The 11,536-nt window shown below is 68.7% G+C and carries 11 protein-coding genes; 7 read left to right on the top strand and 4 right to left on the bottom strand.

Annotated features, from left to right (window positions below; translation table 11 throughout):
- Positions 1 to 150: 150 nt before the first annotated feature.
- Entirely contained in the window at positions 151 to 852 is a 702-nt protein-coding gene (locus ACLML9_RS24330; protein ID WP_265804037.1) for a ferritin-like fold-containing protein, read from the bottom strand.
- A 41-nt stretch (positions 853 to 893) separates the two neighbouring features.
- The gene (locus ACLML9_RS24325; RefSeq protein ID WP_411947696.1) at positions 894 to 2,033 is read right to left on the bottom strand and encodes an alpha/beta hydrolase; all 1,140 of its coding nucleotides are present in this window, start codon (positions 2,031 to 2,033) and stop codon (positions 894 to 896) included.
- 522 nt (positions 2,034 to 2,555) lie between these two features.
- Here ACLML9_RS24325 and ACLML9_RS24320 point away from each other — a divergent pair.
- The 5 genes from ACLML9_RS24320 (at position 2,556) to ACLML9_RS24300 (ending at position 7,515) form a co-directional block, all read left to right on the top strand.
- A complete protein-coding gene (locus ACLML9_RS24320; protein WP_411947697.1) occupies positions 2,556 to 4,325 on the top strand; it encodes a DEAD/DEAH box helicase in 1,770 nt (589 codons plus the stop codon).
- A 130-nt stretch (positions 4,326 to 4,455) separates the two neighbouring features.
- Positions 4,456 to 5,742, top strand: a complete 1,287-nt coding sequence (locus tag ACLML9_RS24315) for a PQQ-binding-like beta-propeller repeat protein (RefSeq protein WP_411947695.1) — start codon at positions 4,456 to 4,458, stop codon at positions 5,740 to 5,742.
- Positions 5,743 to 5,780: 38 nt separating this feature from the next.
- Positions 5,781 to 6,281, top strand: a complete 501-nt coding sequence (locus tag ACLML9_RS24310) for a nitroreductase/quinone reductase family protein (protein ID WP_411947694.1) — start codon at positions 5,781 to 5,783, stop codon at positions 6,279 to 6,281.
- A gap of 63 nt (positions 6,282 to 6,344) precedes the next feature.
- A complete protein-coding gene (locus ACLML9_RS24305; protein ID WP_411947693.1) occupies positions 6,345 to 6,947 on the top strand; it encodes an acid phosphatase in 603 nt (200 codons plus the stop codon).
- A 61-nt stretch (positions 6,948 to 7,008) separates the two neighbouring features.
- On the top strand, positions 7,009 to 7,515 hold the full coding sequence (locus ACLML9_RS24300; RefSeq protein ID WP_411947692.1) for an N-acetyltransferase family protein: 507 nt from the start codon (positions 7,009 to 7,011) through the stop codon (positions 7,513 to 7,515).
- Positions 7,516 to 7,528: 13 nt separating this feature from the next.
- On the opposite strand, the gene ACLML9_RS24295 is transcribed toward ACLML9_RS24300, so the two are convergent.
- A complete protein-coding gene (locus ACLML9_RS24295) occupies positions 7,529 to 7,948 on the bottom strand; it encodes a hypothetical protein (RefSeq protein ID WP_051164973.1) in 420 nt (139 codons plus the stop codon).
- 324 nt (positions 7,949 to 8,272) lie between these two features.
- Between ACLML9_RS24295 and ACLML9_RS24290 the strand changes: the two genes are divergently transcribed.
- Both ACLML9_RS24290 and ACLML9_RS24285 read left to right on the top strand, forming a co-directional pair.
- Complete coding sequence (locus ACLML9_RS24290; RefSeq protein WP_411947691.1) at positions 8,273 to 9,220, top strand: diacylglycerol/lipid kinase family protein; 948 nt, start codon at positions 8,273 to 8,275, stop codon at positions 9,218 to 9,220.
- Positions 9,221 to 9,474: 254 nt separating this feature from the next.
- Positions 9,475 to 9,729: a WhiB family transcriptional regulator gene (locus ACLML9_RS24285; RefSeq protein ID WP_033243220.1), complete on the top strand. Its 255-nt coding sequence runs from the start codon at positions 9,475 to 9,477 to the stop codon at positions 9,727 to 9,729.
- A gap of 211 nt (positions 9,730 to 9,940) precedes the next feature.
- On the opposite strand, the gene ACLML9_RS24280 is transcribed toward ACLML9_RS24285, so the two are convergent.
- Positions 9,941 to 11,455 (bottom strand): sensor histidine kinase, encoded by a 1,515-nt coding sequence (locus ACLML9_RS24280; RefSeq protein ID WP_411947690.1) that lies wholly within the window; start codon positions 11,453 to 11,455, stop codon positions 9,941 to 9,943.
- Positions 11,456 to 11,536: the final 81 nt, after the last annotated feature.

The raw sequence follows: 11,536 nt of genomic DNA, 5'->3' as shown, positions 1-11,536 counted from the left end.
GCTGCGCTCCTTCGCTCCGTCGGTCCAGAATCGGGGGCGGGCCCCGACCATGGAGGTAGACCATCCGGAGTAGACGGAAGGTGCATGCTGTCGTGCGCCTCGACCGGCCCAGGAAGGCTTACGTCGCTATCGTCCGGCCGTGTCGGAACGTCAGAGACCGAGTACCGCCATCCGTTCGGCGTGGGCGCTCTGCATATGTTCGAACAGCGTGGCGATCCCGTTGAGGTCTCCGGTGGCGGCCAGGACGAGTTCGGTGAGTTCGTCGCGCTGCGCCATCACGTACTGGGCCTGGGTGATCGCTTCGCCGAGCAGGCGCCGGCCCCACAGCGTCAGCCGGTCTCGTTCGGACCGGCTGGTCGCGACCGCGCGCCGGACCTCTTCCACGACGAATTCCGAATGGCCGGTGTCGGCGAGTACATCCCGCACCACGGCCGCCACGTCCGGGCTCAGCGCACCGGCGATCTCACGATAGAAGTCGGCGGCGATACCGTCACCGACATGGAATTTGACCATCGACTCCAGCCAGGTGGAGGGGTCGGTGGAGCGATGGTAGTCGTCGAGCGGCCGGGTGAACGGAGCCATGGCCGCGTACACATCGGCGCCCCGCGCGCTCAGTGCCGCGTCGAGTCGTTCGAAATGCGCGAGTTCGGCCGCCGCCATCCGCGCCACCGCGACCTTGCCGCGCAGGGTGGGTGACAGCGTGGCTTCCTCGCTCAACCGGTAGAACGCGGATATCTCGCCGTAGGCGAGTACCGCGAACAGGTCGGTCACCCCGGCATGATCGGCCGGAATCGGCGAAGCGGACGAATCGCTCGGTGTAACACCCAGCCCGGCCGGTGACTGTGCTCCCATGGAACTCCAGCGTAGTACGCCACCGTGACGTGACGCCGCGCTCACACCGGTGTGGTGAGGAACTTGTCGAGATAAGTCCAGGTCGTCGCGCGAGCGGTGGCACCGGCGAGGATGCCCAGATGCCCGCCGGGCGCGGTTTCGTAGTGCACCGCTTTCGCACCGGTGAGCGTGCGCAGGCCGTGCTCGACCGCACGAGCCGGGGTGATGACATCGGCGGGCCCGCCGACCAGCAGTACCGGGGCGCCGATATCGGCCAGCCGGATCGGCCCCCGTCCGAAATCGACCACGCCGCGGCCGATTTCGTCGCGCAACACCAGCCGGTTCCACAGCTGCTGGTACACGCGGCCCGGATAGCCGGGCATTTCGGCCATGAAGCGGTCGACGGCCTCCATCCGGGCCAGGGATTCGGTGCGGGCGAGATTGCTGGCCACGAACCAGGGCCGTTTGACCTCGCGGTCCCAGGCGGTGATGCGGTACGCGAGCCGGGTCAGGGGTGCCGGAACACCGCCGACCGCGCGCAGTGCCGCGCCCACGGCATCGCCAGTGCCGGTGAGCCGGGCGGCCGCCGCGAGCTGCGGCGTCATCGGCATCGCCCGATAGTTCAGCGGCGCCCCGACCGCGGTGATCGACCGCACCGGCAGCTCACTGTCCGCTGCCGCGGTCAGCAGCGCCAGGGTGCCGCCCAGCGACCAGCCGACCAGATCGACCTCCGGCTCGCCGCCGGCGGCGGCCCGGTCGGCGGCGGTGCGGCGGATCGCCTCGGGCAGGATGTCGTACACCCAGTCGTCGAAGCCCATCCGGCGGTCGGCGTAGGTGATCTCGCCGTAGTCGATCACATACGGCGCGCGACCGGTCTCCAGCAGGAACTCCGCGAGGCTCTGGCCCGGGCGCAGATCGAAGCAGCTCGCGGGCGCGGCGAGCGGCGGCACCAGCAGTACGGCGGCCGCCGACGGTTCGGCCGTGCCGGCGAGCAGGGCCGGTTCGTAACGCCGGAGCAGCCGATGCGGTTCGTCCCACAGCACCGAGGCCGGGGTCGTGCGGCGCCCTTCCACACCGTCACCGAACGTCAGCGCCCAGGCGTTGCGCGCGGCCCGCTCGACGGTCCGGGACAGCTCGCCGTCCGGGTCCACCGCCCGGACGGCGCGATCGGCCAGGGCGATACCTCGGTCTGCGATGCTCACGGCACGAATCTTTCATAGATGTATACGGCGGTACCCGTTATGCCCGCGGCCGACCGGCCGGGTGTGTGGCGAATCACTTCTCGCGGGCGACGGTTCCCGGGTCGGTACGCATACCTGCCACACCGGGCGAAACGCTCTGCCGCGCAGGACGGCTCAGCGGAAGAGGCCACCGAAAAGAACAACGCCCAGCGGATTCACGCGAGCGCCTTTCGGAGCGCGGAACAATAGCACGCTACAATCGCGACGGACAACGGAAGAATTCAGCCGATCCATGAGAACCGGCAGCGCCGAAAGTCGCGCACCCCGGGTGCGCCGTGCGGTGGCGAAGAATTCTCCGGGGTCCACGGAAAATGTGCGCGCACCAGATCCGCATCACCGATGCGCTGCGCCGATGTCCGAGCTTCGCTGCCCTCATCGGGCACCTGCCGACATCCGGCGGCGGCCCGGGTGAGTATCGCAGGGCGGATCCGTGGTCGTCGCGGACCGGCCGGTCCGCCCCACGCCTCGTGCGCGTGTAGCGCGATAACGAGGGAAGGCACGAACCTGAGCAAGATCACAGTTGAACCGGAACCCGGTCTGGCGGAGACGCTGCTGACAGCCGAGTTGGACTCCGCACACACCGCACCGACGTTCACCGAATTGGGAGTACGCGACGAAATCGTGCGCGCGCTCGGTGAGATCGGTATCGAACGCACTTTCGCAATCCAGGAACTCACCCTGCCCCTGGCCCTGGCCGGCGAGGATCTCATCGGTCAGGCCCGTACCGGAATGGGTAAAACCTTCGGTTTCGGAGTTCCGTTGCTGCACCGGATCAGCACCACCGAATCCGGTACCACGCCGCTGGACGGCACCCCGCGCGCCCTGGTCATCGTGCCGACGCGCGAACTGTGCATCCAGGTGACCCAGGACCTGGAGAACGCGGCGAAATATCTCACGAACCAGAAGGGTCCGCTGCGGGTCACCTCGATCTACGGCGGCCGCCCCTACGAATCACAGATCGCGGCGTTGCGCTCGGGCGTCGATGTCGTGGTCGGTACGCCGGGCCGCCTGCTCGACCTGGCCGATCAGCAGCATCTGATCCTCGGCAAAGTGGGCGTCCTGGTATTGGACGAGGCCGACGAAATGCTCGATCTGGGCTTTCTGCCCGATATCGAGCGCATTCTCGGCATGGTGCCGGACAAACGGCAGACCATGCTGTTCTCGGCGACCATGCCCGGCCCGATCATCACCCTGGCCCGCACTTTCCTCACCCGGCCGACCCATATCCGCGCCGAGGAACCCCATGATTCGGCGGTACACGATCGCACCGCGCAATTCGTGTACCGGGCACACGCGATGGACAAGAGTGAACTGGTCGCACGGGTGCTCCAGGCCGAGAGCCGGGGCGCCACCATGATCTTCACCCGCACCAAACGCACCGCGCAGAAGGTCGCCGACGAATTGGCCGAACGCGGTTTCGCGGTCGGCGCGGTCCACGGTGACCTCGGGCAGATCGCACGCGAGAAAGCCCTGACGAAATTCCGGAAGGGCACCATCGATGTCCTGGTCGCGACCGATGTGGCGGCACGCGGTATCGATATCGACGATGTGACCCATGTCGTGAACTACCAGTGCCCCGAGGACGAGAAGACCTATGTGCACCGGATCGGCCGCACCGGCCGGGCCGGGCGCACCGGTGTCGCGGTCACCCTGATCGACTGGGACGAACTGACCCGCTGGGCGTCCATCGACGCCGCGCTCGGGCTGGGCATTCCCGACCCCGTGGAAACCTATTCGCGTTCCCCGCACCTGTTCGCCGATCTGGGCATCCCGGAGGGCGTCACCGGCACCGTCGGCGCGCACAAACCCCAGCGCGATCCCGATGCCGTGGTGGTGGAGCGGCCCGAGCGGGCACCGCGCAAGCGCAACCGCCGGCGCACCCGCGGCGGCCAACCGGTCGAGGCGGACGCGACCACGACCGAGACCGACGCGCCGACCGGGACCGGCCCGGACGACGAGGCACAGCCGGCCGAGGCCCCCGCACGGCGGCGACGCCGGCGGCGGCGTCCGGCCGATACCGAGTCCGGTGGAGCCGGGGACAACGGTTCGGGCGGATCCGATACGCCGGCGACCGAGTCCGATGCCGCGGCGACCGAGTCCGGGGACAGCGGCGCGGACACGGCGGACAAGCCCGCCCGCCGCCGCCGGCGCCGCAAACCGGCCGATGCCGAGAACGGCGGTGACGGCGCCCCGCGTGCCGAGACCGCCGACAGCCCGGCGCCGGTGACCGAGAACGCGGCGGCGCAGGCCTGACGAGCGAACCACGAGCGCCGGCGGTGACCGATACCGCCGGCGCTCGTGGTGTATCCGGAGCCGGGACACCGGCATGGGGGCTTGCGAGCACCGTCGGGTGCGGTACCTGCCATCCGTTACGCTCGCCTACGTGCTCGCACCCGAGCGGCGAACGCGCGCCGACGTCATCACCGCAGCCGCGATCGCCGTGTTCGTGGTGGTCGCGGTGATCGTGGCGTGGGCGACCAGCGGGGTGGCGAACACCGAGTCGGTCGTCGCCGGCGAGCCGGCCCGGCCGCCGCAGCCCGCCGCGAAACTACCCGGAAAACTCCAGGAGATGTGGCGCGCGCCCGATACGGCGACCGGCCGGGCGCTCACCGCCGAGGGCGTCGCGGTCACCGGGGCGGACGGCAGTGTGATCGGGCACGATCCCCGGACCGGCGAACAGGTGTGGCGTTATACCCGCGAGCTGCCGCTGTGCGGAGTGGAATCCCAGTTCGGCATGGTCGTCGCCGTCTACCGCACCGACCGCGGCTGTAGCGAGACGACCATGGTCTCCGGTGCCGACGGGCAACGCCGGACCGCTCGCAGCAGCTATATGGACGGTCGGCTGCGACTGTCGGTCGACGGCACCTACGTCCTCGCCCAGGGTCCCGATCGGCTGGAGGTCTGGCGGTCGGATCTGGTGCGCACCCTCGAGTACGGCCATGTGGACGCCAAGGAGAACTGGAAGACCCAGCCACGGAAGGGTTGCGCGCTGCTGTCGGCCGCCTCCAGCCCGTCCCGGCTGGTCGTCCTGGAACGCTGCCCGGGCGAGCCGGCGGACCGGATCACCGTGCTGGCGCCGGCCCCCAAGGACGACAATGTGCCCGAGGAGTACGGGTCACGACTGTTGGAGGGCGCGGGCGCCGCATCCGCCGACGCGCGTGTGATCGCGGTCTCGGACAACCGGATCGCGGTCTACCAGCCCGGCACCGACGGACCCGGACCCGAGGCGCCGCGACTGACGATCCTCGACGCCAAGGGCAATCCCCTCGTGGTGCAGGAACTCTCGGCCCCGCTCGACCGGTCCGCCGCGACCGTACGCACCGCCTCGGCGTTCCTGGTGTTCACCGGCAACAGCGTGATCGCCCTGCAGGCGACTACGTTCGAACCGATGTGGACCGCGGCGGATGCCCTCGGTACACCGGTGCCGATGGCCGGGAAACTGCTCCTCCCGGTGCCGGGTGCGATCGCCGCCCTCGACCCGGCCACCGGCGCGCAGACGAACCGCATCCCGGTGACGCGGCCCGATTACGGCGGCGGCCCGATCTCGCTCGGCGTACTCGGGACCACGGTGCTCGAACACCGCGACGGTCAACTCGTGGCCCTCGCCGACCCCGCGACCGTCGACGCACCGCGCAGCGATACCGAGCGGCCCGCAAAACCCTTGCGGTGAACCGCTTTCTGTCGGTGCCCTCCGGCAGACTGCGCGCCATGACCGAAGCAGCGCGACCTCTCGACGCGGCCCCCGTGGCCGACCGTCTCCGTGACGACGATCCCGACGCCCCGTGGAACCAGTACTCCGAGCAGAGCCCGGCCGACTGGAACACCGAGGTGATCCGGGAGTTCCGGGCCAACGGCGGACGGGTCGGCGGAGCCTATGCGGAGGCCGAACTGCTGTTGCTCACCACCACCGGCGCGCGGACCGGTAAACGGCATGTGGTCCCGCTGGGTGCGCTGTACCGCGGCGAAACCCTGTACATCAGTTCGTTTATCGAGGGAGGCTATCCCGCCTGGTACCACAATGTGCGCGCGGATCCGGCGGTGATCGTGGAATTGGGTGATCACGTGTACCACGGCACCGCCCGGGTGCTCACCGGCGCCGAATACGACGAATTCGCGGCCTGGGTACTGGCGAACAATCCGTTGCTCGCCGATTTCCAGGCCACCACCGACCGTCCGGTGCCGCTGGTGGTGCTCACCCTGGCCACCTGACGCCGAGCATCGGCGGGGTCCCGGATCGCCGCGATCGCCCGGTGGCCGGGCATGATGGACCGTATGCCCAGCTCCGACGACGCCCGTGTGGTGCTGGTGCGCCACGGTGAAACCGATTGGTCGGTGCGGCACCGCCACACCGGCCGCACCGAGCTACCGCTCACCGATACCGGCGCCCGGCAGGCCACCGCCGCGGGCCGGGTGCTGGCCGCGCTGCGGTTGCGCGATCCGCTGGTCTACGTCAGTCCCCGCGTGCGTGCCCGGCGCACCGCCGAGTTGGCCGGGCTACCCGATCCGGAGATCGATCCCGACCTCGCCGAATGGGACTACGGCGATTACGAGGGCCGCACCACCGCCGAGATCCGCACCCGGGACCCGGGCTGGACGGTGTGGACCGGCACGATCCCCGGTGGTGAATCCGCCGAACAGGTCGGCGCCCGCGCCGATCGGGTGCTGCGCCGGGCGACCGCCGCTCTCGGCACCCGGGATGTGGTCCTGGTCGGGCACGGGCATTTCTCCCGGGCCCTCATCGCCCGCTGGCTGGGGTTCCAGGTCCGGGAAGGACGCCGGTTCGCGCTCACCACCGCCGCGGTGAGCGTCCTGGGCCACGAACACGAGGACCCGACATTGTGGGCGCACAATCTGCACGCCGACGCCCTCGAATGATTCCGCGCGGGCAGCCTGCCCGCCACGCTTCCGCCCGCGATCAGACAAGGATTCCGCACCCGTGACCTCCGCCCCGCTCATCCGCCGTGCCGCTCCCGCCGACGTGCCGGCCCTGGTCGATCTGGTCTACGACCTGGCCGAATACGAGAAGGCCCGGGCCGAATGCACGCTCACGGCCGAACAACTGCACACCGCTCTGTTCGGTCCCGAGCCCGCGGTTTTCGCCCATGTGGCGCTGCTGAACGGCGTGATCAGCGGCTGCGCCATCTGGTTCCGCAACTTTTCCACCTGGGACGGCGTGCACGGGATCTATCTCGAGGATCTGTACGTCACCCCCGCGGCCCGCGGTAGTGGTCTGGGCCGGGCGCTGCTCGCGGCGCTCGCCCACGAGGCGCGGACCCACGGCTACAGCAGAGTGAGCTGGTCGGTGCTCACCTGGAACACACCCTCGATCGGGTTCTACGAATCACTCGGCGCGCGCGTCCAGGACGACTGGGTGGGCTACCGGCTCGCCGGTGAAGCACTCACGGCCCTGGCCGATACCGCGGAGACCGCCGCGGGTCGGTGAATCGCGGCGCCGCTCATTCCTCGCCGGTCACCCCGTACTCCTGTGCTGCCCAGCGCGAGGTCGGCGGCGCGAACAACAGGCCCAGCGCTCCCAGCGCCACCACTCCCAGCACGGTCCCGTACAGCGGCTGTCCCGATCCGAACAGCAGCGACCACACCACCGGCAACAGCAGCAGCTGGGTGATCACCGCGATCGCCCGCCCCCAGCGCTGCCCGAAGAGCAGGCCGATCCCGGAAGCCAGCACCGCCCCGCCCAGAATCCCGAACCACATGGCCGTGCCGTAGCCGCTGATCTCGTCCTCCCGATGCCCCAGCAGCGCCCGCACGATCAGCACCGCCGCCACGATCACCGCGACCGCGCCCTCCAGCGTCACCAACCCCCCGGCTCCACGGACCGTCCCGGGCACACCACCGACGTCTTTTCGCTCGACCACCCGGCCAGCTTAGGCGGACATTCCGCCACACCCGCCGCAGCGTCACATGATCGCTCCCCGACCCGACACGGCGAACACCTGGCATCGCAGACCCTCGACGACCCTCCGCGCCCTGCGCCGAGTTCAGCGAGACCCACAAAGGGTCGAGGCCCATCCCGCCTTCGGCCGAAGGTGCTCAACGGTCGCACTCTATGGACAGCCCACCACACATCGCATGCGGCGAAGCCGCGAGTCCCGGGCGCTGAAGGGCGGGACCGAGGGGCCTCGACCCCGCGGCGCCGGAGGCGCCGCCATGAGCACAGCTCGTTCCATTAAGGTGCGTAGGTGCGGACGTTGTTGATCGTCAACCCCAATGCGACCTCTACCACGGCAGCCACGCGAGATCTGCTCGCGCACGCGCTCGAGAGCCGGACCCAGCTGACGGTGGCGCACACCCAGCATCGCGGGCATGCCGCGGAGCTGGCGCAGTGGGCGGCGACCAATGAAATGGATCTGATCGTGGTGCACGGCGGGGACGGGACGGTCAACGAGACCATCAACGGTTTCGTACCGCTGCCGCAGGTGGACGACGGGCAGGTGTGGCGGCCGCGGCTCGGCATAATTCCCGGTGGTTCGGCCAATGTGTTCGCGCGGTCGCTCGCTATCCGGCCGGATCCGGTGGCGGCCACCAATCAGTTGATCGATCTGCTCAAGGCCGGTGACTCCGACCGCCGAATCGGGTTGGGACTCACCGATGATCGCTGGTTCTGTTTCAGTGCGGGCGTCGGTTTGGACGCCGATGTGTGTGCCGCGATCGACACGGCGCGGGCCAAGGGGCATGCCGCGACACCGGCGCGTTATGTGCGCACGACCGTCCGTCAATTCTTCCGCGTCAAACGTGACCGCCCCGAAGTCACGGTGCACGTGCCCGGCCACGAACCCGTTTCCGGTGTTCATTACGCCTTTGTGACCAATACCAGTCCCTGGACTTATCTGAACGCGACTCCGGTGTGTACCAATCCGGGTACCCGGTTCGAAACCGGACTCGGTGTGTTCGCCGTGCGAACCATGGCGTTACTGCCTACACTGCGCCTGGCGGCACAACTGCTGTCGCCGCACTCCGAGCCGAAGTCGCGGAAATTGTTCCGGGACGACGACGTGCCGTCGGTGCGCATCACCAGCACCGATCCCATCGGTCTGCAAATCGACGGCGACTTCATCGGCGAACGTGACGTGGTGGATTTCACCGCTGTACCCAACGTCCTGGACGTGGTCGCCCCGCGACCGGTTTGAACTGACGCATTCGGGAAATACATCTCGTTGTGCTGCAGAAACCGGCGTAGGCGAGTACAAAGGACTGCGGCAGGTCCCCGATGCGGGACTTCAGTGCGTGAGCTTCCCCACGGTGCATCGGATACCTATTGACATCTACGGTGTTCGTGAAAGCATTCACAAGCAACCGTGCGGAAACATTCAGTTCGCACAAGTGAACGACCCACCAACCGAATCGGCGCCCGGTAGCGGCGCCTTACTAAGGAGCAGAAGGAATGGACTGGCGCCATAAGGCCATCTGTCGCGACGAGGACCCTGAGCTGTTTTTCCCGGTGGGCAACAGTGGTCCTGCGCTCGCGCAGATTGCCGATGCCAAGCTGGTCTGCGCTCGCTGCCCTGTTACCGCCGAATGCCTGTCCTGGGCTCTGGGTTCCGGGCAGGACGCCGGCGTATGGGGCGGAATGAGTGAAGACGAGCGACGTGCGCTCAAGCGCCGCAATGCGCGTACCCGCACTCGGACCGCCGTCTAGAGCGCAGGGAAGCGATTACCGGACCCAGCCCGGTCCGGGAAGTCGCGAGTGCCCGGCACCAGCATTCTGGTGCCGGGCTGAATCTTTTCTACGGCCCGCCGGCACGAGCACCGGACTTTGCCGGAATGCAGCCCTGGAAATCCTCGAGGTGTTTTCGACCACAGATGATCACTGGTGTGCATAATTGATACCGGCGAGTTTCCGTCAGGTATCACCGTGCCGAGCGGCGCCCCAGCGGCACACGCAGTACCGCGTCGGTGCCGATATCGGCCCCCGGATGCAGGCCGATGGTACCGCCCAGTTCCGCCGTCACCAGCGTGCGCACGATCTGCAGGCCGAGACTGTCCGAGGACTGCAGGTCGAAGCCTTCCGGCAGCCCGCGCCCGTCATCGCTGATGATCACGTCCAGCCAGCGTGCCGAACGCTCCGCGCGAATGGTCACCGTACCGTTCTGCCCGCCGTCGAACGCGTGCTCGATGGCGTTCTGCACCAATTCGGTGAGCACCATGACCAGCGGAGTCGCCCGTTCCGCGGAGAAGACACCCAGAGAACCGGCCCGCCGCACCGTGATTCGGGCCGTGTGCACCGTGGCGACATCGGCCATGATCGGCAGCAGCCGGTCGACGACCTCGTCCAGATCGACTTCCTCGTCGACCGACATGGACAGCATCTCGTGCACCGACGCGATGGAGGTGACCCGGCGCACCGATTCGGTGAGCGCCACCCGCGCCTCCTCGTTCTCGGTGCGACGGGCCTGCAGCCGCAGCAGCGCGGCCACCGTCTGCAGGTTGTTCTTCACCCGGTGGTGGATCTCGCGGATGGTGGCGTCCTTGCTGAGCAGCGCCCGGTCCCGGCGTTTGACCTCGGTGACATCACGGACCAGCACCGCCGCCCCCGCCAGCTGCCCGTGCGGCCGCAACACCAGGGTGCGCAGCAGCACGGTGGCACCCCGCGCCTCCACCTCCATCCGGCGCCCGGTACGACCCGCCAGAGCGGCCTGGATATCCCCCACCACCTCCTGCGCGTCGAACGGGTCGGTGATCAGCGACCGGGTGGTGACGGCCAGATCCTGGCCCGCCAGATCGGCCTGAAACCCCATGCGGTGATACGCCGACAGCGCGTTCGGGCTCGCATAGGTGACGATCCCCTCCGTATCGAGCCGGATGAACCCGTCGCCCGCCCGCGGACTGGAATGGGTGGCAGCGCGGTCCTCCGTGGTCGGGAACGTCCCGTCGGCGATCATCTGGCACAGATCGTCGGCACAGGCGACATAGGCGATCTCGAGCCCACTGCGCACCCGCGAACGCTGCCGGTCGGTATCCCGGCTGAGCACCGCGATCACATCGTCGCCGCACCGCACCGGAATCGCCTCCCGGATCGCGTGCACCGGATGTGGATGGTAAACCCCCTGCGCCTCCCCCTCGGTATCGGTGCGCACGATCTCCCCACGGGTGAGCGCCTCGAACACCTGCGAATGCTCGGAATACCGAGCCGTGGTCCCGACCAGATCCTCCAGATGCACCGTCGGCGCGGTGGTAGGCCGGCACTGGGCGACACACACGATATCGGCGCCGTCGCCGACCGGCCCCGCCCCCACCCACAGCAGCAGATCCGAAAACGACAGGTCGGCGAGCAACTGCCAGTCCCCGACCACCCGCTGCAGATGATCCACCCCCGCCCCGGGCAGATCGGTGTGCTCGGCCAGCAGATCACTCAGTGTCGACATACTGTAATTTTGGCGCGCCTTCGGCGCGCGGGGTCGAGGCCCCCTCGGTCCCGCCGTTCAGGCCTCGAGACTCGCGCCTTC

Origin of the sequence: Nocardia sp. NPDC002869 (assembly GCF_046764065.1) — a bacterium.
In the GTDB taxonomy this organism is placed as follows: Bacteria; Actinomycetota; Actinomycetes; order Mycobacteriales; family Mycobacteriaceae; genus Nocardia; species Nocardia rhamnosiphila.
The sequence above is the reverse complement of the archived record's forward strand: the minus strand, read 5'-3'. Positions and strand labels throughout refer to the sequence as shown.